The 24,202-nt window shown below is 37.7% G+C and carries 16 protein-coding genes; 12 read left to right on the top strand and 4 right to left on the bottom strand.

Annotation, left to right across the window (positions count from 1 at the left end; genetic code table 11):
- The first annotated feature begins 250 nt into the window (after positions 1-250).
- Positions 251-1,054 carry a helix-turn-helix domain-containing protein gene (locus tag ABD692_RS00755; protein ID WP_344764175.1) on the top strand — a complete coding sequence of 268 codons (804 nt, stop codon included), beginning with the start codon at positions 251-253 and terminating at the stop codon, positions 1,052-1,054.
- Positions 1,055-1,207: 153 nt separating this feature from the next.
- Positions 1,208-2,263 (top strand): serine hydrolase domain-containing protein, encoded by a 1,056-nt coding sequence (locus ABD692_RS00750; protein ID WP_344764173.1) that lies wholly within the window; start codon positions 1,208-1,210, stop codon positions 2,261-2,263.
- A 243-nt stretch (positions 2,264-2,506) separates the two neighbouring features.
- Here the strand turns inward: ABD692_RS00750 and ABD692_RS00745 are convergent, their stop codons facing one another.
- Complete coding sequence (locus tag ABD692_RS00745; protein ID WP_316758503.1) at positions 2,507-2,968, bottom strand: hypothetical protein; 462 nt, start codon at positions 2,966-2,968, stop codon at positions 2,507-2,509.
- A 192-nt stretch (positions 2,969-3,160) separates the two neighbouring features.
- Here ABD692_RS00745 and ABD692_RS00740 point away from each other — a divergent pair, with 192 nt between their 5' ends.
- The 3 genes from ABD692_RS00740 to ABD692_RS00730 all read left to right on the top strand — a co-directional run bounded on the left by ABD692_RS00740 (position 3,161) and on the right by ABD692_RS00730 (position 5,557).
- Positions 3,161-4,294 carry a sensor histidine kinase gene (locus ABD692_RS00740; RefSeq protein WP_344764171.1) on the top strand — a complete coding sequence of 378 codons (1,134 nt, stop codon included), beginning with the start codon at positions 3,161-3,163 and terminating at the stop codon, positions 4,292-4,294.
- Positions 4,281-5,000: a LytR/AlgR family response regulator transcription factor gene (locus tag ABD692_RS00735; protein WP_316758507.1), complete on the top strand. Its 720-nt coding sequence runs from the start codon at positions 4,281-4,283 to the stop codon at positions 4,998-5,000. The genes ABD692_RS00740 and ABD692_RS00735 overlap by 14 nt, the downstream gene beginning before the upstream one ends.
- A 269-nt stretch (positions 5,001-5,269) precedes the next feature.
- Positions 5,270-5,557, top strand: coding sequence for a hypothetical protein (locus tag ABD692_RS00730; RefSeq protein ID WP_344764167.1), 288 nt, complete (start codon positions 5,270-5,272; stop codon positions 5,555-5,557).
- Positions 5,558-5,702: 145 nt separating this feature from the next.
- Here ABD692_RS00730 and ABD692_RS00725 read toward each other — a convergent pair whose 3' ends face one another.
- Positions 5,703-9,590 carry a hybrid sensor histidine kinase/response regulator transcription factor gene (locus tag ABD692_RS00725; protein ID WP_344764165.1) on the bottom strand — a complete coding sequence of 1,296 codons (3,888 nt, stop codon included), beginning with the start codon at positions 9,588-9,590 and terminating at the stop codon, positions 5,703-5,705.
- Positions 9,591-9,865: 275 nt separating this feature from the next.
- Here ABD692_RS00725 and ABD692_RS00720 point away from each other — a divergent pair, with 275 nt between their 5' ends.
- From ABD692_RS00720 to ABD692_RS00690, 7 genes are all read left to right on the top strand, one after another.
- The gene (locus ABD692_RS00720; protein ID WP_344764163.1) at positions 9,866-13,039 is read left to right on the top strand and encodes a SusC/RagA family TonB-linked outer membrane protein; all 3,174 of its coding nucleotides are present in this window, start codon (positions 9,866-9,868) and stop codon (positions 13,037-13,039) included.
- Positions 13,040-13,051: 12 nt separating this feature from the next.
- Positions 13,052-14,785, top strand: a complete 1,734-nt coding sequence (locus ABD692_RS00715) for a RagB/SusD family nutrient uptake outer membrane protein (RefSeq protein WP_344764161.1) — start codon at positions 13,052-13,054, stop codon at positions 14,783-14,785.
- 164 nt (positions 14,786-14,949) lie between these two features.
- Positions 14,950-16,671 carry a beta-N-acetylhexosaminidase gene (locus ABD692_RS00710; RefSeq protein ID WP_344764159.1) on the top strand — a complete coding sequence of 574 codons (1,722 nt, stop codon included), beginning with the start codon at positions 14,950-14,952 and terminating at the stop codon, positions 16,669-16,671.
- Positions 16,672-16,771: 100 nt separating this feature from the next.
- Positions 16,772-16,906 carry a hypothetical protein gene (locus ABD692_RS00705; RefSeq protein WP_344764157.1) on the top strand — a complete coding sequence of 45 codons (135 nt, stop codon included), beginning with the start codon at positions 16,772-16,774 and terminating at the stop codon, positions 16,904-16,906.
- Between the two features lie 110 nt (positions 16,907-17,016).
- Complete coding sequence (locus ABD692_RS00700; RefSeq protein ID WP_344764155.1) at positions 17,017-18,564, top strand: sulfatase family protein; 1,548 nt, start codon at positions 17,017-17,019, stop codon at positions 18,562-18,564.
- Between the two features lie 16 nt (positions 18,565-18,580).
- Positions 18,581-20,080, top strand: coding sequence for an alpha-L-fucosidase (locus ABD692_RS00695; protein ID WP_344764153.1), 1,500 nt, complete (start codon positions 18,581-18,583; stop codon positions 20,078-20,080).
- Between the two features lie 43 nt (positions 20,081-20,123).
- Positions 20,124-21,257, top strand: a complete 1,134-nt coding sequence (locus tag ABD692_RS00690; RefSeq protein WP_344764151.1) for a formylglycine-generating enzyme family protein — start codon at positions 20,124-20,126, stop codon at positions 21,255-21,257.
- A 98-nt stretch (positions 21,258-21,355) separates the two neighbouring features.
- Here the strand turns inward: ABD692_RS00690 and ABD692_RS00685 are convergent, their stop codons facing one another.
- Both ABD692_RS00685 and ABD692_RS00680 read right to left on the bottom strand, forming a co-directional pair.
- Positions 21,356-22,867, bottom strand: a complete 1,512-nt coding sequence (locus ABD692_RS00685) for a sulfatase family protein (RefSeq protein ID WP_344764149.1) — start codon at positions 22,865-22,867, stop codon at positions 21,356-21,358.
- A 483-nt stretch (positions 22,868-23,350) separates the two neighbouring features.
- Positions 23,351-24,196 carry an N-acetylglucosamine kinase gene (locus tag ABD692_RS00680; protein ID WP_344764148.1) on the bottom strand — a complete coding sequence of 282 codons (846 nt, stop codon included), beginning with the start codon at positions 24,194-24,196 and terminating at the stop codon, positions 23,351-23,353.
- Positions 24,197-24,202 lie beyond the last annotated feature (6 nt).

The following is a 24,202-nucleotide window of genomic DNA, read 5'->3' as shown; positions in this document are numbered from 1 at the left end:
TAAAACGGCACATAAATTAAGTAACCGCCTTTTTACTTTTTTTCTCCTTTTACAGATGATTGACCACAGCGTTAATCTGGGTCAACTTTTTGAAATCCCGTTAACTGGGAGAATTTTGATCAGCTCATTTTTTTTCCTGCAGCTCCCTGTTTTTTACTTATATATCCTTTCGGTTTGCTATTCTGATTTTAAGTTAAAACCTATACACTTACTTCATACCATTCCTTTCCTGCTGGCAAACTCAATCTTATTGCCCCGCTTTTACCTAGTCGACCTGGCTGCTAAAATTAGCTTTCTCGAAAAAGGTAGTAGTATGGTAGAAGTGCAGTTCAACCATATTTTAATGCATGTTCAATGTGTTTTTTATATTGTGGCAGCTTTTCTGATCTTAAGGAAAGCCAAAAAGATTTACCTTGAAAATTACACCGGAGCAAGTCTGGAATCGCTTAACTGGTTATTCCAGTTTACTTTAGCCTTATCGATTTTCTTTTCTATTGCACTTTTAAAGAACATCTTTAAGTTTACTGCCTACCCGGATGTTGCCGAATGGTTAAAAGTTGGACTGATCCTCTCTGAGCTGGTTATCATTTTCTGGTATCTGTATAAAGCATTAAATAATCCAGCACTGTTTAGAAATATAGATTCAAGGTTAAAGCTGGTTTCTGAAATCATTTTTGAGGATAAGAACATCAACCCGGGGGTAATAAGAGAAAAAGAGCATAACTCGACCTTGTTAACGCTAAAGCAATACATGACAGAAGAAATGCCATTTCTTAATCCTTCATTAACGATACAGGAAGTCTCGAAAGATATCAAAATTCCCGTGCGTGAATTATCTGTTTTGATTAACCATAATCTGGAGCAGCATTTTTACGACTTCGTTAATAACTACCGGATAGCTTATGCCATGGATTTATTAAAAGATGCGTCACAAAACAAGGTAACGGTTTTAGAAATTCTGTATGCAGCCGGTTTTAATTCAAAATCTTCTTTTAATACGGCTTTTAAAAAGCACACTGGCCAGACGCCCACTGCTTACCGTAAATCGCTGTAGAACAAAGCTTTGTAATTACCCGTACCTCTTTTTTTAATTACTCGTACTCTTTTTTCAAAACAAATGCGTTCGAATGCTTTTACTCGGTCGCAGGAACTTGAATTCTTGTACAAATTTGTATCGAAATAATTTTTAATCTAAAGATAAGATACAATGAAGACCTCTATTACATTTTTAGCGGCGCTTTTGATAAGCAGCTTTTCCTTTGCACAGAATGTCACCAAAAGGATAGACTCGATAATAACCGACAACTACAAAAAAAATCCCCAGGTAGGGATAAGCGTTGGCTACATTGAAAATAATAAGGAATTCTTTACCGCATATGGTAAGTTGAATGAAGAAACCCAGACACAGATCGATAAAAATTCCATATTTGAAATTGCTTCGATCACCAAGATTTTAACTTCGAATTTAATTGCACAGGCGGTTATTGAACATAAAATAAAATTGGATGATTATATAGATAACTTACTTCCAAAGGTGTATGTGCTGCATGAAAACTTAAGGAACAAAATAAAAATTTCAGATCTGGCTTCGCACCAATCTGGTCTGCCCGATATAGATTTTGCGAAACTCATAGCGGCGGATCCTAAACAGCCGTTAAATGGGGTTACCCAGGAAACGTTGAGTGCGGTAATAAATAGTTGTAGTGAACTGAAAGATTATGGCAAATACCGTTACTCAACTATTGGATATACTTTGCTGGGTCAGATACTGGAAAGAGCATATGGCAGTAGCTACGATAAAATTATTCGTGAAAAGATGCTGGATCCTTTAAAAATGAGGAATACGCTGACAAAGAATTTTGATGTAAAGAACAGAACAACCGCTCACAACGTTGAAGGAGGAACTCAGGAATTCCTTAAATGGAATGTTACCGCGCCTGCCGGGCTTGTAAAATCCAGTACTTCTGATATGGTCAGATTTTTAAAAGCGATATTGGATCAGGAAACCGAGGTGGGGAAGGCTGGATTAATTACTGAAAAAATATTCTATAAAGATGAAAACAGGGAAATGGGAATGGGCACAAATATTTCAACTGATGAAAAAAACACGATTTACCTAAAATCAGGGGATTCTATGGGACAATCTTCAATTATTTGTTATAACAGGGTTAAAAACTGGGGTGTTGTAATATTACTGGACCATCGGAATTCGAAAATGAGACAAAATCTTTTGAACACGATTTATGATACGGTTTTAAAGTAAGTAAGAAAATTTTTTTCTTATATAGCTATATCTAAGTGGCACGTTGTCCTCTAGTTTAGTTACCAGTTATCTCCCGCATATATCACTGGCCTACTGAATAAGCTGAACCTAATTGACCCCTTCTCACCAAAATATTTTTTTATCCTAATGTCTAGTTTATTAATGACTTTATAAATAATTAAAGATTGATGAGACGGGGTTAAGTAAGTTGGTTCGTACATGATCATCCTGGCCGGAAACGCATCACTTTGGAAGCGGGAAGAGCTTTTCATCTACCTGTGTTCCCTGACCCGCGACCATGCACCAGCTCCCGTTTTTCTTGATGAACACCTCAAGTCTTCTTACTTTAAGGGAGATATCATGTCCCTGAACACTGATCTGTACATCGGCCAGCCAGTTCACTACAGCTGTGGTAGCGGTATAGATCCTGATGATCTCTGTTCCGGATACAACCTTTACGGATTTAAAAACCAGTTTTTCTTTTTCCTGGGTGCTCTTCCATTGTGGCAGCGAGTAATTGATGTCGCCTTTGGGGCCAACCGATACAAAGTCATTGCAGTTGTGCTGCGTCTGAACCTTAAATTCTGGGTCATGCATAAATGCGATCACTTCTTTTCTTTCCTTGGGATAACTTAGTGTGTCCAGCTGAGCGAAAGCACTTACTGATCCAGTAATTAGAGCGCAGATGATTAATATTTTTTTCATAATCGTTATTGATTTGTTTGTCTAAAACTATAGGAGATAATTGACTTTTTTTTTCAAAATAGCCAGGATGGATTTTTGAGAGTACATAAATATTTAAAATCTGTTCTATCTCTTTTTATCGACGACGAAAAGCTTATGTCGATAAATGGGGTGGTTTTTTTAGCTAATTTGTATCTTGGTTAAAATTTAAAATTGAACAGACTACAATTTGTTTTCTCAGAGAAGCCTGCCTGGAAAATTCTCAGGCATTTCAGCTTTTGGTTTTGCTGGTATCTGTTTCAGGTGTACCTGTATTCTTTTACCCCTTCACCTATTTTAATGCGTGTCGATTTTCTGGAACGTATCCGTATAAACCTGGGAGAGAGTTTCTGGTTCATCCTGCCAAACCTGTTTTTGTCCTACTCGGTGATGTATCTGGTTATTCCGAAATTAATCATTCTGGCAAAGTACCTTAAGGCTACCCTTTGCATTATCGTACTCATTTTTCTTACTGCATTTTTTTCTGCGGCCTTATCCCTGAGCATTATCGAGTGGATGCGGCACGAATATCTTAAAAGCCACGCTGAATTATTCAATGGTGCACTGCCGGAAACACCTTTTAAAATCCAGTTATTCCAGGGCTTAATTTCGGGTCTGAGGGCAAGTATTACCATTGGCGGCCTGGCTGCAGCAATTAAGCTTACCAAATATTTTTACCTCAAGCAGGAGCAGACCCTCGCCCTTGAAAGGCAGAATGCAATTACAGAACTTCACTCACTCAAAGCGCAGCTCCATCCGCATTTTCTCTTTAACACGATTAACAACATTTATTCCCACGCGCAGGAAACAGCGCCCGTTGCAGCAGATATGCTCCTTCAGCTTTCTTCCCTGTTACGTTATATCCTATATTCCTGCAATACACCTCTGGTACCCCTTTCGCAGGAAATATCGATGATCAGGAATTATCTGGAACTGGAAAAGAAGCGCTATGGCAACCGACTTGAGATATCTCTGCAATTTCCTGGAAATGAAACAAGTGAACATTTCATTGCCCCTTTGTTGATCTTGCCTTTTGTAGAAAACTGCTTTAAGCATGGAACAAGCACTATTCTTTCCCACCCCTGGATCAGTATCGAACTGAGGCTTTCAGGGAAACGTTTGCTAATGAAGTTCATTAACGGTAAGTCGGAGATTGGATCGGAAAATACAGGTGGCATCGGGATTGAAAATGTGAGGAGAAGGCTTGAACTTCTTTATCCTGATACGTACCGCCTGGATATTATTTCAGAAGAAGATGTTTATATTGTAATCCTGGAAATAACCACTCATCCCAATGCTGCGCTATAACTGTTTGATCGTTGATGATGAACCACCTGCAAGGGCGGTGTTAAAGCGCTATGTTGAAAAAATGCCTATGCTCAAACTATCGGGTGAGTGTTGTAATGCTTTTGAGGTCATTTCTTTTCTTCAAAGCGGGAGCGTCGATCTTATATTTTTGGATATCCATATGCCGCAGTTGACTGGTCTGGAACTGTTGAGGACACTGACCAAGCCACCCAAAGTGATTTTCACCACAGCATATGAGACTTATGCGCTGCAGAGTTATGATCTCGATGCAGTGGATTATCTGTTAAAGCCTATAGAATTTGAAAGATTTGTAAAAGCTGTAAATAAGGCTCTTCCTTCAAAGGTAATATCTTCCACAACTCAACAGATTTTGGGAACCGATCCGCTAGCCGCAACGGATGCCTTTCTTTATTTTAGGGTCGATCGAAAGATGGTCAAGGTGGTACTAAAGGATATTGTTTTTGTGGAATCTTTAAAAGATTACGTGAAGATTGCGACTATAAATGAGCTTGTTATTACCAAGAATTCCATGTCTGCAATGGAGGCGATGTTGCCTGGTGATCGATTTTTGCGTATTCACCGGAGTTTTATGGTCTCTATAGAAAAGATCCGTTCGTTTTCCCAAAGTAACATTCAGCTCTCCGAAGTAGAGCTGCCTATCGGAAAGCTCTACCAAAGAGAGGTTTTGAAAATATTGCAATCTTAATTTATGCATGCATTGAGTAACATATGCAAACATCTCCTTTTTTATCAAAAATTAATTCTACATAAATCAGTATTTCCCCCACTAAATAATTTCTTCTTTTAGCTCCGGATTTGACAATACTTGAAACCTAACCTTCAATAAGGTGGAAAGAGTATCTCAGCTCTCGGGATATTCAAGTATCTGAACATGTGGGCGAATTTTGGGATTTCTTTCCAACGCTCGCCGACCTTGCCGCACAAAAAATGTATTGATCTACAGACGGTATTTCGATGCTGCCACTACTGCTTGGCGAACCACAAAGAAACCAACATGACTTCTTGTATTGGGAATCTCACGAAGATGGAGGAAGACAGGCTGCTAGATTAGGTCATTGGAAAGGGATTAAGGAGAAAATTATAAGCAATCCCGATGCTCCCATTGAATTGTATGACCTTGATTCTAATCCTAAAGAAAGCAAAAATCTTGCTTCTACATATCCTGATATAGTAGATGAAATTAAAATCGTCATGAAAACTGAACACTTAGAAAACAAAACTTTTCCCTTTAATAAAAATTGATTTTAATATGTTTCTGATAGTTGTTCTTGAATAACCAAATCACAGCTGCTTAATTGGCTGTATAACAAAAGTTTCTGTTACAACTTGCGTAAAATATATGAGCGATGATTTTCGATGTTGGTTATTTGATATCAGTGAATAAGTATCAGCTCGTTACGGATATTGTTTTGTTTTTCCTGTAAGTGCTAGGCGTAACCTTGTATTGTTGTTTGAAAACGGTACTGAAATATCTTTGACTGGCAAATCCTACCAGTTCAGTGATTTCCGATATCGTCTTGTCTGTGTTGGTCAATAAATAGGTGGATTTTTCTAGTCGCAACTTATTTATGTAATCATTTACGCCTATGTCGCCGATGCTTTTGAGTTTTCCATATAAACTCGCCCTGCTCATGGCCATTTTATCGATTAAAAAATCAACATCTAATGCTGGTTTTTCTAAATTTTCAATAATGAGCGCATTAATTTTGTTCATGAATCTTTCATCAGCACGGCTGTAGGTTTGATCTTGAGGTTCAATGAAATTGGAACTATGTTTAAACCTGGTCTTAACGAGCTCGCGGTTTTTTATGATATTATTAATTCTGATCAATAAGAAATCTAGATCAAATGGTTTGGATAAGTATGAATCTGCCCCAAGTTTATAGCCTATCTGCCTGCTTTCCAGATCACCCTGTGTGGTGAGCAACATTATTGGGATATGGCTGATACGTAAGTCTTCTTTCAAACGCCTACAGAATTCAAACCCATCAACTTCTGGCATTCTTACATCACTGATTATAAAATCGGCAGATGATTTTTCGAGCAAATCCAGAGCTTCCTTGCCATTACTGGCCTGATAAATTGTTTTGAAATGAGGACTCAAATTATCCTTTAAAAAAGTTCGAAGGTTCAAATCATCCTCTATGATTAAGAGCGAGTAACTATTCGTTATTAAAGACTCCTCTAAATCTAAAGTAGGGTCAGATTCGCCGTGGATAAGTGCTAAATATCTGCTATCAACTGCCTGCTTATTTGCGTTTGAAATTTGGTATGGCAATTCAAAATAAAATGTAGCCCCTTCATCAACATTGTCGATTGCACCAATATTCCCGCCATGCATTTCTATTAGTACTTTTGAGTAAGAAAGGCCAATGCCACTTCCCCCAAATTGATGTGGACCCTGGTAAAAAGTTTTAAAAAGATCATTTAAATCAACATTTTTTAAACCAATGCCCTGATCGCGAATGGCCACACGCACAAAGTTTGCCTCGACTTGTGTGCTTAGAGTAATCAGAGTATCTTCGGGGCTAAATTTTAAAGCGTTAACTAAAAGGTTGGTAAGTATGATTTCACATTTTTGGAGATCATAACTAATTTCATGAATATTTTCATCCAGATTATAAGTTAACTGAATTCGCTTTACTTCAAACTCATCACAAAATTTATCAGCAATCTCAACAACCCATTTGTTTAGTTGTGAAGATTCCAGATGTAGTCTTTCCTTGCCGAGATCAATTTTTCTTACATCTAAAACCATGTCGATAATTTCTTTCATGTGGTTGGCTTGACTATAAATGCCATTGAGTTTTTTAGAAAGCTCTTCATCTATATCTTTTCCATTTAAAATTCTTCGAAGCGGAGAATATATTAAAGTTAATGGAGTTCTTAACTCGTGACTGATATTAATCAGAAACTTGATTTTCGTTTCGTAAGTCTGCTGTTCATGTTCTTTTTTATCCCACTGCAACTTGCGTTCTTTTTTGGCAATGGCTACTTTATAAATAATAAGTAAAACTGAAGCAAGGAGTATACCAATGAAGCAAATAAACCAAAAGCTTAAAAACCAAGGAGGGGTAACAGTAATTTGTAAAACCTCTACAGGTTTGCTCCAACTTCCATTCTTTAAGCTACAAGACACAATTATCCTATATTTACCTTGGGATAGAGAACCAATCGCGAAGGCATGATCATAGGTTTCTACAGGCTTAAAATCCATGCCTTTAATCTCGAAACGGAACATTTTTTTTCTAAAAACATCATTTTCTCGTGCCATAACGCTAACGATTAAAGATGAATGATTCCAAGGAACAGATGCTTTTCGACGCAATCCCTCTTTTGTAGCGTTTAGCGGCATGCCGTTTAGTTCCAGGTTCATGAGTTCAATAACTGGCAATGCAGAAGATAGAGAAGGTATATTTTTGTTGATATACAGCAAGCCTTTAACCCCTCCCATATATATGTCACCATTTTTGGTAACCAAGGTAGGTTTTGATAAAAATTCATTTGGAATAATGCCATCTGATTCTCCAAAAGAAACAAATTTATTTCCGTCAATTAAATACATAAATATCATGTTTCTGGCCCCAATCCATAGTCGATTTTCATGATCTGCAACCACACTCGAAACACTCTCGAATAAACTAGTCTTAATTTTTCTCAGTACTTTTTTTCTAGCATCGTAATACATCAAACCGTCACGGTTTGCCAGCCAGAACATCCCTGTCGTATCTCGGGTAACGGCCGTTATTGGATTATCCCTTTGTTTAAGTGTAAAAATCGTTTTTAGCTTGTTAGTCGAATGATCTAGTTGAAGTATTCCGTAGGAATTAAATAAAAAAGTAACCTTTTGATCTGAATAAATTTTTAGTAGTGAGCCTTTGCCATGTCGCTTGTCAGGCTCAGTGAAAAAGGACATTTTCTTATCAGCTATTCCATAGCTAAAAACTTCATCTGTGAATAAATAAAGGCGATTGCTTGTGGCCTTGTTTAAGTTAATCGCTAGTCCTTTATACTGTTTAACCGCCGAAAAATTAGGCATAAAAGGAATTATTTTTCCAGTAGTTTTGTTAAATACATATAAGCCGTTGCTAAATGCAGAGATCAGCAATTCATTAGCTCCAAAGCCTGTGATGGACGCTATTTTTAAACCATACGTAGAAGGATAATGCTTAAAAGTTTGATTTTTAGGGTCAAACTTATTTACACCCCCACCATCGTTTCCAACCCATAGTATGTTTTCTTCGTCTTCGTATAAGCTCAAGACTGTTTTTTCGCTTAACCCGTACCTACTATTTAATGGCGCTTCGCGATAGGTATGGAAAAATACAGGTTTAATTGCAATGAGCCCCCCCCGTATGCTGCCAGCCCAAATGTTGTTTTGAGGATCTCTATATAGGGTAAGGATAGAGCTTTCCGGTAAGGAAGAAGCATTCCCGGGAATATGACTAAGAATAGTAAATTGTTTTTTGTTTTCATCCAATATACTTATTCCGCCACCATCGGTTCCAAGCCAGATTCTGCCATCCTTTTCTTCCATATCAAGGATTATATCGTTATTGAGGTTTGAATTTGAGCTATTATAGTGCGCAAACTGAACACCGTTTTGATCGTAACCTTTAATGCCATTGCCATATGGAGAAATCCAGACTCGTTCCTTATTGTCAACGTGCATAGACATGATTTCAAGATCTTTTGTGAAGCCTGCTCTAATTAATTTTTTGCTCACTAAATTATACAGCCACACGCCATTTCTTCTTGTACATAGCAAAATAGTGTTTTTTGTCCAGATTTTGACGCCCGTAAAAGCATCATTAGATTGAATTTTTGCAGCAAGGCGCATTTCAGGAACGTTCGTAGTGTTGAAGGTAAATTTGTAAATCGCCCCATTGCCGCCAAACCATACCCCATCTGAGGTTTCTACAGCAGATCCCACAATAATGGGCTTGCCTTTATAATTAATTGGTGTAAAATCATCCGTATCGGCATTATATCTGACTAAACCCTGTTCTGTAGAAACCCAGATATTTTTTGCCTTGTCCTCTAAAATAAAATTGATTTGGTTTCCGGGAAGTGACCTTTGGCGTTCTTTATTATAAAAATAGCTTTTAAGTTCATACCTGTCAAAACGATTGAGACCATATTTGGTTCCGATCCAAATGAAACCTCTGTGATCGGTTAATATGCAGCGCACTGTAGACTGTGTTAGTCCTTCATTTAAGGAAATCTGTTTGTAATAATAATCCTGCTCGGCAACCGCTGATTCCAAAAATAGCATTGAAAAAATAATTAGAAAGAAAAAGCTTTTCTGGTTTTGATAAATCACGCCATCAAGATTAGGAAGCTAAATATAAACAACATCACCTGCACTTGAAACCTATGGGTGACTAAATCGACTTTTTTTAAGCTTTTAATTACAGATATAGACAAAAACGGATTTTTTTCAGATAGGATTGAACACATCAGAATACATGCTGCCGCTATATTTGAACTAACAAAGGGCTGCTATTCAAGGAGCGATTAACTGACCAAATAACTTAATTCTTTTTATTTATGAAAGTAAAATTTACTTATAACCGATCCTGGTTTAACATTTCTGGGATATTTATCTTTGCTTTATTTCTACACCTCGATGCATTGGCCCAGGTGCAAGTTAAAGGGAAGGTTACAAATGCATCGAAGGAGGGGATTCCTGGTGCATCCATTATCATTAAAGATTCGAAACGGTATGCTGTAACGGACGAACAAGGTAATTTTTTAATCCAAAATGCTTTGCCTAATGATATATTAACCGTTTCTTACACCGGGTACACTAGCCAAAAAATTACGATTGGTAATAGTGCTTTTTTTACAATTACACTCCAGGAAGATACTAAACTTTTGAACGATGTTGTAATTATAGGTTATGGCGCTGTAAGGAAAAGCGATGTAACGGGAGCTATTTCTTCTGTTAAACCAAATGCGGTTGAAGCCTCGAAAGCGGTTTCCGTCGAAAGTCTCCTTCAAGGTAAGATTGCTGGTGTAGCTGTTAGCAACTCTTCGTCAAGTCCTGGCGCAGCCGTCTCGGTAAATATCCGTGGTGCAAATTCATTACGTGGAGATAATCAGCCGTTATATATTATTGATAACATACCACAGGGATCAACGGGTAATTTTGCATCGAGTGCTGTTGGCGGTGGCGATTTTCAAATTGCAACAAACCCTTTAACCAATCTTAATCCTAATGATATAGAGGATATTCAGGTTTTAAAGGATGCCTCGGCTACGGCGATTTATGGTTCCAGAGGAGCAAACGGTGTCGTTATCGTAACAACCAAAAAAGGACAAAAAGGAAAAGCTAGAGTTTCCTTAAATACCAATTTCAGTATAGCACAGCCCACCAATTTCAGGGACATGTTAAGCCTTTCAGAATATGCTTCTTTCCGTAACGAAAAAACGGGTACAGGCGCCTTACAGTTTTTTACCGTAGGTGATGATGTGCGTTACGTGTTTTCAGGAGGAGTATATGATCTAAATGACCCGGCGAGTTACAATTTAGTAACTGAGCGCAACTGGCAGAAAGAAATTTACAGAAATGCAGCCTCGCAAAGCTATAATTTAACGGTTAATGGTGGAGAAAATACGGTAAAATATTACTTATCTGCTGATTATAAAAACATTAATGGATTAATTAAGCAAACTGGGCTTAAACAAGGTGGTCTTCGGTTAAACTTAAGCGGCGATTTATCAAAACGTTTGGCGTTTAATTTTTCAATGAGCGGGAATTTCAAGGAAAATAACATGATGAGCGGAGGAAATACCAGAGGTGGCGTAACGGGATCTATTGCACGTACTGCTATTGATTCAGCCCCATTTGAAATTCCGTCAAACGACCCGACCTTAGCATCGAATGAGGAGGCTAGAACAACTACACTCTCCTGGTTAACTGATTATGATGATATTTCAAAAGAACAAAGTGGACGTACATCTGCCGATTTAACCTGGAAAATTTCAAATAACTTTTCTTATACCCTTCGTTCAGGGGCTAATTTATTGCTGCAGGAACGTTCTCGCTGGTATGGCGTTCAGTTATTTCAAGGATTAAACGCTAACGGATTACTTGCATTAAGCAAAACGAACAGTAGCAATTACACAGTAGAAAATCTTGTAAATTATAATGGAAAAGTTGGTAAAGTTTTAAACATTAATGCTACTGCTGGCTTAACTTACGATGATTATAACTGGTTGGCAAAGTCTACTTCCGCAAGTAATTTTCAGTTCAAAGATTTACGAGTTAACGGACTCCAAATGGCTTCAATTATAAATGAACTGCAACCTGCACAAAGAGATTATCAGCTGTTATCTTATCTGTCGAGAGTTAATTTTTCGTTTTTTGGCGGTAAATATCTAGCTACCTTAACGGCTCGTGCAGATGGAAGCAGTAAATTTAAGACGGGTAATCGTTGGGCATTGTTTCCCTCAACTGCCCTTGCATGGCGTTTAGATCAGGAAAAATGGATTAAGGATTTGCCCTGGATTGATCAACTTAAACTCCGTTTGGGATATGGTAAAACTGGTAGCCAATCTATCTCTCCGTATAATAGTTTTTATAATTACGGACAAATTGTAGATTATGCTTCTGCCACGGGAACAAAGCAGATTGCAATTGCAGTAAATAACCTGCAGAACAGCGATCTTAAATGGGAAACAACTACAGCCTATAACGCTGGATTAGATTTTACGATTTGGAAAGGCGTGTTAAGTGGTACAGTAGATGCGTATGTTAAAACAACAAACGATTTACTCATTGAGAAAAATCTACCGGCATCAACAGCTTTCAATACCCTTACTTTAAACCAAGGATCACTTAGAAATAAGGGACTAGAACTGGCATTAAATAGTGAAGTTATCCGCAGTAAAAACTTCTCCTGGTCTCTTTCTGCTAATGTAGGCGTCAATAGATCGCAAATTTTAGATTTAGGTTTGCCTGAGGTAAAATTTGGAAACGAAATATACAAGGCATATTTAGGGAACTCAATTGGCGATCAATTTGGTGTTGCCAACATATTTATTGTGGGTAAGGCACCGGGTCTATTCTGGGGATACAAAACTAATGGAGTAATACAAACCGAAGATACCGGCCTACCAACATCAACCATTTTTACACAAAAACCAGGTAATGTTAAAGTTGTTGATGTTAACGGAGATGGAGTACTTAACGAAAATGACAAAACGATTATTGGTAATCCAAATGCCAAATTTAATTATGGCTTTCAAACAGCTTTCAGTTATAAAGCACTTAAATTATCAGCAACTTTTTACGGTGTGGATGGCGGTCAGGTATTAAATGGGAACGTTAGATACGAACAAACGCCTTCTATACAGACTGCTAACTTAACAAGCACTGCATTTGCAAACGCCTGGAGACCAAATGCACAAAGCAATCTTTATCCTGCAGTTACCAGCACACTTCAAAATGTGGTTTACGACCGTTATGTAGAAGATGGAAGTTTCTTGCGTTGCAGTGATATCACCTTGGCTTACAGCATTCCAAAACAGGTTTTTAAAAATAAAATTGGCGGTATTAATTTATTCGCTTCTGTTAAAAATGCCTTCGTTATTACAGGTTATTCTGGATATGATCCAGAAATGAGAAGTTTCTCTTTTGATGGTCTCAGACCAGGAATAGATCTGAATTCATTTTCCAACCCCCGCGAATTTGTTTTTGGGTTAAATATTGCATTTTAAATTACCAGGTTTATGAAAAAGAATAACTATAAATATGTATGCCTTTTATTAATGGCACTGTCGCTTGGTTCGTGTAAAAAAGCACTACAAGAAGACCCAAAATATACAATAAATAATAAAACGGCTTTCGAATCTGAATCTACAGCAAGTTTGGCCCTTGCTGGATGTTACGGATATATGACAACCTATAGTGCTTATGGGCAGGCTGTGCCAGAAATAATGGTAGGCGCATCGGGATTAGGCTGGGCGCAAACAAATGGGGGAGACCAGGATACTTACAATTCTATGGTTACCCCGCCAGCCAATGTATTGGTTGGTCTTTCCTGGGCAGGATGGTATAAGGTTATTGGAGAAAGCAACTTCTTTATTGCTGCTGTTGAGCAGAGTAACTTAAGTGCTGCTTTCAAAAAACAAAGCATTTCTGAAGCTAAATTTTTAAGAGCGGTATGCTATTTTAACTTAGCAAATGTATTTGGTGGTGTACCTTTAAGAATCGATCCGTCCACTTCAGAGAGCATCAAAATGCCCCGAGCATCGGTATCTGACGTGTATAAGCAAGTAGAAAAGGATTTGCTTGAAGCTGCTGATGGCTTAACGACAAAAGAACAGCTTGGGGCTAATGCAAGTGGCAAAGCAACTAAATATGCGGCCTATGCGTACTTGGCAAAACTTTATTGGATATTGGGAAGCCATGACAATGTTTCAACTTCACCGTTTTGGATTAAGGCTAAGGAAATGGGAGATAGGGTTATCGCCAATGGAAACTATGCTTTGGTGCCAAAGTTTGCTAGTCTTTTTGTAAATAATTCTAATGGGTCAAGCGAGTCGATATTCCAGCTAAACTTCTCGAATAGCTCTGCTTATGTAGGCAACAGGGCTAATTGGATTTTTGCACCAGCCAATTCAACCGCTGGTATTTCTTTTGGCAGGATAAAAGTTTCTAAAGCATTTTACGATCAGTTTAGAGGAACTTATCCTGATGATCCCCGGTTGAAAATTACTTTTGCTACGAGTTTTACTCAGATAAAAACGAATAATTTTAAAATATACGCTTATCCTTATGTTGCCGGTACGAGTGGTTTAGCTACTGCAGTAACCGATTCTATTCGCTATAACGCCCTTGGCGATCCGACCAATCCCAGAATGGATGAAATTTCTACAGCAGTAAAAAATGCCTTTACGGCCAGGGCGGGCGATCATCAAGGTTGGCCATATTTTGCCAAGCAAATTGATGTAGCCTCAACTGCACAAAACAGTAACAAAAATGTAATGCTTTACCGTTATGCAGATTTTTTATTGCTTATGGCTGATGTAGAAAACGAACTTGGTAATAATTCGAAAGCCTTAGAGTATATGAATTCTGTATTAACAAGGGCACGTACATCTGCAAATGCGGTATCTGTATACCCTCAACGTATTACAAATCCAATCACTCAAAATGATCTGCGGATTAGAATTTTTAATGAACGGTTATTTGAACTGGCAGGAGAATATGAAATGTTTGTCGATGTCCGTCGCAGAGGGGTGGATTTTTTCAAATTTGTAGTAGATAGACATAACAACCATAATATTACGAAGGCTTTTGTAGCTGCTGCACAAGCCATTAATAATGTTACCGCTTTTCGAGACCGGTTGTTACCCAATACCCCTGACTTATTAAAAAAGAATTTGCTTATGCCTATTCCGCAATCAGAACTTAATACTAATGAAAGTCTTACGGCTTCAGACCAAAATTTTGGCTACTAATTATATATAAATTTTAACCTTGGTTAATTTAACTGGCCAGGGTTAAAATATTTTTGAGTAAGTAATAGGCTTAGTAAAAAAACAGTATAATTATTACTCTCGTTATATCCATAATACCAAATTTTCTTCACTAAATATGAAAAAACACTTAAAATCTGTTAGTTATGCCGTTTGTTTCAAAGGATAGAAAAGAATATCCATCCATTTACGAGTTCTTTCATACTAAAATGCGCACCATTTTTTTTATTGTTACCTTTTTTGCGTTTGTTGTTCTGGGAAAAGTTTTTGGACAAACACCTGTACCACAAATCATACCTTTGCCGGTTAAGATGGAAATCTTACCAGGGTCGTTTCAAATTTCTGCTAATACCGCTATCTATTATAACAATAAACACCCAAATCTTTTAAAGCACGCTACTTATTTATCCACCGCTATTCAATCTATTTCCGGCATTCATCCCGCAATCGTTACAAATCTGGAGGTAAATAGGATTAGATTATTAATCGGTCAATCTACCCAAATAGGTGCCGAAGGCTACCATTTAACAATCGATCCCTCAGGGATATCAATCATAGCGAACACAGATAAGGGAATATTTTATGGGATTCAAACTTTATTACAGGCGCTTCCCGGCATACGCACCAACCAAAAACTTATCGTTAAAAACCTTAAAATAACCGATTATCCAAGATTTGGCTGGAGAGGTATGATGTTGGATGTGAGCAGACATTTTTTCTCGACTGTGGCTATAAAAAATTATATAGATCTGATGGCAATGTACAAAGTAAATGTTTTTCACTGGCATTTAACTGATGACGAGGGCTGGAGACTGGAAATTAAAAAATATCCGAAGCTTACTCAGATTGGCGCATGGAGAAAGGAAGTCAGAGGGAGTGTTTTTTATAAAAAAAATCAAGTTCTTAATCAAGCAGATACTTTTACTTATGGTGGATATTACACGCAGCAGCAGGCTAAAGAAATTGTCGCTTATGCATCTGAGCGCAATATTACCGTCATTCCAGAAATTGAAATGCCTGGTCATTCCCAAGCGGTAATTGCGGCTTACCCTCAGCTTTCCTGCAGTGGGCAACCCCAACAAGTTAGAACCTCAATGGGGGTACTTTCTGGGGCACAGGCAAACTATTGTGCTGGTAAAGAAGAGTCTTTTACTTTTCTTGAAGATGTGATGAAAGAAGTTATTAAGATCTTTCCAGCTCCTTATATTCATATTGGTGGTGACGAGGTTGACAAAACCACCTGGAAAAACTGCACACTTTGTCAGCAAAGAATGAAAAACGAATCTCTCAAGGATGAGCATGAACTTCAAAGTTACTTCATTAGCAGGATGGGTAAATTTTTAAAAGCCAACAACAGACAACTCATCGGTTGGGATGAAATTTTGGAAGGTGGCTTACCAAACGATGCTATTGTGATGAGCTGGCGGGGTGAAAAAGGGGGTATTGCAGCTTCAAAATTGAACCATTATGTCGTGATGACACCAGTAAAACCTCTCTACTTTAATCGTTACCAAGCCGATACACTAAGCTACCAACAACCTCTAGCAGCTAGGTTTTCTATTAATACCCTTAAAAATGTTTACGATTATGAACCTATACCTAAAGAACTAAGTATTTCCAGCCGTCCTTATGTTTTGGGAAGCCAGGGTTGCTTGTGGACAGAATTTATTCCTTCGGTACATCAATTGGAGCAAATGACTTTCCCACGAATGATTGCGCTTTCAGAAGTTATGTGGTCACCTGTAAAACTTAAGAACTGGGAAGATTTTAGTAAACGTCTGGATGGCCATTTGAACAGGCTTGGAGAAGCAGGTGTAAACTTTTTCTCAGCGGAAATCAATAATCCTTTAGTATTGGCTAAGCCATAATTCGAAGTATAATAATTTAAAAACATGAACTTAATTGAAAATGCCGATGGGGAGGATGAGTGGCATAAGTGTATCTTTACTTAATAAAAAATGAATATAAGTGATTGATATACAGGGTTATGTTAAATTAGAATTGTTGGGTGATGGTTCAATTGCTGGCATTGGCAAGGAGCCACCCAACCGCAAGCCAGATAAATTTTTGATTGGTGGTGGCAACGAAGATTGTTTAATGTAAAGTTTCAGATAATTATCTGGACATCAAAAACTCAGGAATTAACGAAACTAAAGGCCGCAACTGAAGGATTAAAAAACAGTATTTTAGAATTAAAAAACCATTAAATAGAGATGAAATCGTATAAATTTAGATCGCTAATAGCTGCGCTTCTCTGCAGTTCGTCATTATTCAGCAGTGCCCAAACGCAACAGCATGCTTCAAAAGGACCCAATATTATTATTATTGTTTCCGATGATCATGCTTACCAATCCATTAGTGCTTATGGAAGCAAGCTTATGCAAACGCCAAATATAGATCGCATTGCAAACGAAGGTGTAAAATTTAACAAAGCCTACGTTACCAATTCAATATGCGGACCGAGTAGAGCAGTAATCCTGACAGGAAAATACAGTCATAAGAATGGCTTTAAAGATAATGAAAGCTCCATTTTTAATGGCGATCAGGATACTTTTATCAAACAACTTAAAAACGGGGGATATCAAACTGCATGGATTGGTAAATGGCACCTCGAAAGTAAACCTCAAGGATTCGATTTTTGGCAAATCTTACCAGATCAGGGGCAATATTATAACCCCAATTTCAATATGATGGATGGCTCTAAAAAACGTATTGAGGGCTATGTATCTAACGTTATTGAAGATGTAACCGAGCAGTGGCTTGATAAGAGAGATACAACTAAGCCTTTTTGTTTGGTTATTGGACATAAGGCTACGCATAGGGTTTGGTTGCCCGATACTGCAGATTTGGGCAGCTTTGATCAGGTAAAGTTTCCTTTACCAGCTAATTTTTACGATAGCTATAAAGGCAGGGAAGCTGCTAAAATTCAGGATATGTCAATAGAAAAGACGATGATCATGGGATATGATCTTAAAATGTTTGGATCCGATGATGCAGAAAGTTTAGATGGCAACTTTAAAAGAATGGATCCAAAGCAGAGAGCTGCGGTTGATGCGTATTACAAACCCATTCAAACAGATTTTAATAAACAAAAGCTGAGTGGAAATGCTTTAACTGAATGGAAATTTCAGAGATATTTACGTGATTACCTAAGCACGGCAAAATCTCTGGACCGAAATATCGGACGGACATTAGATTATCTGGATAAGAATAATCTTAAAGAGAATACTGTAATTGTCTATTTATCAGATCAAGGCTTTTACTTAGGAGAACACGGATGGTTTGATAAGCGATGGATTTATGAAGAATCTTTCCGCACCCCGATGGTAATGCGTTATCCAGATGTCATTAAACCAGGCTCTGTTTCAGAAAACTTTGTTATGAATTTGGATATTGCTCCAACAGTTCTTGATATCGCAAAAGTTAATATCCCAAAAGATATTCAGGGAGAATCCATGTTATCTGCGCTTAAGGATCATAAAAAAGGTAGAAAAGCATTGTATTACCATTATTACGAAAATGGTGAGCATTCTGTATCTCCGCATTTTGGTATTCGCACCCGAGGATACAAACTTATCCGTTTTTACAAACGCGTAAATGGCTGGGAGCTCTATGATTTAAAAAATGATCCTCATGAAATGCATAATATATATGGAGAAAAGGGGTTTGGGAAAATTACAGCTAATTTAAAAAAAGAGTTAAATACCCAGATTGATAAGTATGATGACCAGGACGCAAAGGGAGTTTTGCAGAAAAATTAAATCTCATAAACAGACTATGAAATCAAAAATTATAATAAGCTTACTGATGCTATCTGGTCAATTCGCAATTGGGCAGCAAAATTATACATTAATAGCTAAAGATGAGCCGTTAGCTTCTGTTGTGGCAAAGGCAGCTAACACCACCCCATCGGCCAAACAGCTCAGGTGGCAAAAACTAGAGCTTACGGCATTTTTTCATTTTGGAGTTAACACTTTCACTGACCGCGAATGGGGTACAGGAAAGGAAGATCCAAAAATATTCAATCCTCCAGCATTAGATGCCGACCAATGGGTTAGAGTAGCTAAAGAAAATAACTTTAAACAAGTTATAATCACCGCTAAACATCACGATGGTTTTTGCTTATGGCCAACTCAAACCACCGAGCATTCGGTTAAGAATAGTCCTTGGAAAGCTGGTAAAGGAGATGTTGTTGCCGAAGTTGCCACGGCCTGCAAAAAGTATGGGATTGGTTTTGGAGTATATCTGTCTCCATGGGACATGAATGCAGCTTCTTACGGGACGGAAGCTTACAACGATTTCTTTTTAAATCAATTAACAGAATTACTAACCAAATATGGTAAGGTTGATGAAGTGTGGTTTGATGGTGCAAACGGAGAAGGACCAAATGGAAAAAAGCAGTCGTATGATTTCAATAGGTGGTATACACACATCAGAAAGCTTCAGGCAGATGCCGTTATAGCAGTTATGGGACCAGATGTACGCTGGGTTGGAACCGAAACCGGATATGGCAGAGAAACAGAATGGAGTGTGCTGCCAGCCGATAACATAGATCAAAACAGCATTTCATCCAATTCCCAAAAGGAAATGAATATTAAGCCTTCTGGGTTTGTAAAAGGACAGGATATTGGCAGTAGAGAAAAAATCAAGAATGCAAAGGGATTGGTGTGGTATCCATCAGAAGCGGATGTTTCCATTCGTCCAGGATGGTTCTACCACCCGAAAGAAAATGATAAAGTAAAGTCTCCAGAGAAGTTAAATGATATTTATTTTAGTTCTGTTGGTAGAAACAGCGTTTTACTATTAAATATTCCACCAAATACCGATGGTTTGTTATCCGATGAAGATATCAAAAGCCTAAGAAGCTGGACCAAGCTTAGATCAGAAATTTTCAAAGTTAACCTGGCTAATGGCGCTAAAATAACTTCAGCAAATGGTAAGAACAGTAAGGCAATTTTGGATAATCGTCTCGAAACCAGTTGGACAACAATCAATCGAGATACAGCTGCGACAATTACCCTTGATCTTAAAGGGACCAAAGTATTTAATGTATTATCTCTACAAGAAAATATCAGCATTGGGCAGCGTGTAGAGGAATTTTCATTAGAATACTGGGACGGAAAGGATTGGAAAATTGCAACCCAAGGCACTACAATAGGCTATAAACGTTTGCTGAGATTTCCAGTGGTGAGCACAAATAAAGTGCAACTAAGGATTAGTAAATCTCGTTTAAACCCAACAATATCAGAATTGGGGCTTTTTAAAGAAAAATTATAACTTGCTCCCGGATTGCTCCATCATATTTTTATAATCATCTTGAATGAAATCAATAGTATTTATTTTTCTACAAATTATAGTTTTAATGACTGTAGGTTGTAAACAAAAAAAAGAATCATCAACCTCTGTTGCCAAAAGCGAGCATAAGTTTGCAACGGATGCCGTAACCTGTCATTCATCAATTCCAAAGCGCTTTGCTACAGCTACACAAGGTGATACCATTCAACCTTCTGGAAAAGTTTTTTCTAAAGAAGGAATGGTTAAAGTTGTTGGAGGTAGTTTTATGATGGGCGGGGATAACGATCAGGCTGTTGAAGATGAATATCCGAAGCATAAAGTAACTGTAAATGCATTTTATATGGATAAATATGAAGTTACCAATGGGCAGTTTAGAAAGTTTGTAGAAGCAACACATTATAAAACAGTAGCCGAACGTGTTCCAGATTGGAACGAGTTAAAAAAACAGTTGCCCCCAGGTACGGAAAAGCCAGCGCCAGAAACATTTGTTCCAGCCAGTTTGGTATTTACTCCACCTAAAAGCGCTGTGGATCTTAATGATTATAGCAGTTGGTGGAGCTGGGTGCCAGGAGCGGATTGGCGCCATCCATCTGGACCAACGAGCAATATTAAAGGTAAGGATAATTACCCGGTTACGCAGGTTTGCTGGGATGATGCGAAGGCTTACGCAACCTGGGCTGGGAAAAGACTTCCTACTGAAGCAGAATGGGAATGGGCAGCCAGAGGCGGTTTATCAAACGCAATTTATCCCTGGGGAAATGAGTCCATTGGCGAAGGAAAACCCAGAGCCAACTTTTGGCAAGGCCACTTCCCAAATTTGAATACTAAGACAGATGGCTTCTATGGAACCTCTCCTGTAGGTTCTTTTTTACCAAACGGCTATGGCATTTATGATATTGCCGGGAATGTTTGGGAATGGTGTGAAGATTGGTACGGTAATGATTATTATAAGGAAATAAAAAATGGAGCCATTAATCCTACAGGGCCATCAAAAAGTTTTGATCCAGACGATCCATACACACCAAAAAAAGTAGCTAGAGGTGGCTCATTTATGTGTAACGATAGTTATTGCTCTGGTTACCGCGTAGCCAGAAGAATGAAAAGTTCAAAGGATTCTGGAATGAGTAATATGGGGTTCAGGTGTGTGGCTCAGGAATAATAAGTTAATTAACAAACCATCATATTGTATGGAAACTGATGCCTAACTCTAAATTGATTCCGGCATCAGCTAAAATTATTTTCTTAATGAAGTAATTATTATTTCTTCATTTCTACAAGCAACGCAGCCATTTGTTTAACTTTTTCAGGGTATTTATCCGCCAGGTTATTTTGTTCTCCTATATCGTCATCCAAATTATATAACTGAGGCGTAGCTAAATTGCCCGTTTCTATTTGTACCAACTTATTGTATGCCGGGCCGTTAGAAGGAGAGATGTATTTCCAACCATCTTTAATTAAAGATAGCGATCCACCTTGTGCAATATATTCAGATCTCCCCCGATCAGATTGACCAAGAAAAGCTTTCGTTAAATCTTTACTATCTCTAGCTTCTTTAGGGATTGGCTGATTTAAAATCGAGGCAAATGTTCCTAATAAATCTACTTGAGAAACTAACGCTGGAGAAACTTTTGGACCTATTTTAGCTGGCCATTTTATGATAAATGGAACCCGTGTACCACCTTCAAAAGCACTATACTTTCCGCCTCTAAGTTTTCCTGCCGGTGGATGATTTTTATACGTTTCTTTTGCGTTATCTACATAGCCATCATCTAAAACAGGTCCGTTATCACTCGTAAAAACAATTATTGTATTCTGTTCTAAATGCAACGCTTTAAGCTGTTTCACGATTTCGCCAACTGTCCAATCTAATTGTAAAATTGCATCGCCTCTTAATCCTAAACCACTTTTTCCTCTAAATTGTATGGCTGGCATTCTAGGTACATGAGGTTCAGTTAGTGCTAAATATAAGAAAAATGGAGATTTCTGATTTTGCTCCATAAATGATTTTGCATTAGTTAAAAAAGTTGAGGACAATTCTTCATCAACCCATCGGGCTAGTTTACCACCACTCATATAACCAATTCTTCCTATCCCATTTACTATGGTTTGGTTATGCCCATGACCAGGAGAAGATTGTAACTTTAATAATTCTGGATGATCTTTACCAGTAGGATAAGTACCAATTTGTTGAGTGTAATCTACCTGAATGGGATCGTTAGAATCAAGGGCAAGAACTTTATGGTTTTCTAAGAAAATTGTTGGAACCCGATCGGCAGTTGCTGGGAAAATAAAAGAATAATCAAAACCAACCTCATTTGGCCCAGGCTTTACCTCCCCATTCCAATCTTTTTCTACTTTGTCTCCTAAACCCAAGTGCCATTTACCAACAATTGCGGTTTTATAACCTGCACCTTTAAAAAGTTTAGGTAAAGTAGGTTTGTTGGTTGGGATAATCAATGCGGCATCGCCAGGTAAAATACTCACGCCTTCGGTACGCCAAGGATATTGCCCCGTTATAAAAGCAAAACGAGATGGAGTGCATGTTGCAGAAGTAGCATGTCCATTAGTAAAGCGGATTCCTTCGGCGGCAAGTTTATCTAAGTTGGGTGTTTGGATGTTGGTTGCTCCATAGCAGCTCAAATCTCCATAGCCTAAATCATCGGCATAAATGCAAATTACATTAGGTTTAAGCTTGTTAATTTTTGAAGATTTTTGAGCTAAACCCACAATGGAGTTTGCCATTAACAGTAGAAAAATAATGCGTTTCATTGTGTAATCATAAATATTTTATTTGTTAAAGAACTTGTATGCACTTATTTCTGTATTGGTTTCATTTTAAGGGACTGCTTAGTATTTTCTGTACATGTTAAAGAAGTGATAAAGGCCAGGAGTAACATCAATTTTAAAGTTCTGTTTCTGTTCATTTTATCAAATAGAATACCTCATCGTGATCCTTTTGGTTATGCTATATATACCAAATTTAACGCTAAAATGCAGATGTGGTTTTCTAATTTGTCTATGAAATGTTCAAGCCTGTCTGTTTTATGGCTTTAATTGAATAAGACATCCGTTATCTATGTAGCTGTATGAAAATTAAAACAAGTAACTGCTATTATTTTTAAGCTTTTAAGGGGGAAACCATCAGCAAATTACGTTATAAAATGACTTTACTTTTGCATCATTTTTCCAAGATTTTGCAAGAAATAACAAAGGAATACGGTTGCTTGTGGTTCTCATTCGAAAAGGGAGACGTTAATTTGTTTTCGGGAAATGGTAGAATGACAGCCCATCCATTGGTGATTTTAAAATTTTACCAAGTGATATATTGTGAATTAAGGCAACATTTTTTAGTATATCTTGAAAAACAAAAGCAATTGAGCCGACACAGTTTAATTCATAGCGGTCATGATTTTTATACTCTGTGATCACATTTTTAAAGAAATCATTAAAACCATCATTTACTATTCCCATAATCTGTTCATCATGAAGGTTATCGTAAAGAAAAGTGGTAAATGATGCTGCATATTTATTTTGAAGCGGATGATCGTAAAAATTCTTTAAAATTTGTGAGGGTAATAGACCGTAAGTTGTCTGGAATTTTTCAGAAATCTCCTTCGATAAGCCCCTTCTTGCGTATTTTTTTAGTAATTTTCTTCCTAAATAACCTCCACTTCCTTCATCTCCAAGATAAAAGCCTAGACCATCAATCTGTTGAATCAAAACACCGTTATCCATCACGCAGGTGTTCATTCCGGTGCCTAAAATAGATACCATTCCAGAACCATCACCAATTAAAGCTTTTGCTGCGCCAATTAAATCGGAGCGCACTTCTGATGTGGCATTAGGAAAAACAGCGGCGAGTGCATTTTTTAATATATAATCTTTGTCGCCCTCGCAACCAGCGCCATAGAAAAAAACTGAACTTACCTCCTGAAAATTGAAATCTGCTCCAAATCTGGTTATTAAAGATTCTATGATGTGCTCTTCCTTAACATAGAAGGGATTATAGCCTTCAGTTTCAAAGGTTTTCTGTAAAACCTGGCCATTAAAAATGCTCCAGGAAGTTTTGGTGGAGCCACCATCAGCAATCAATTTCATTTTCTA

The sequence above is a fragment of the Pedobacter ginsengiterrae genome, assembly GCF_039537385.1.
GTDB classification, from domain to species: domain Bacteria; phylum Bacteroidota; class Bacteroidia; order Sphingobacteriales; family Sphingobacteriaceae; genus Pedobacter; species Pedobacter ginsengiterrae.
The sequence above is the reverse complement of the archived record's forward strand: the minus strand, read 5'-3'. Positions and strand labels throughout refer to the sequence as shown.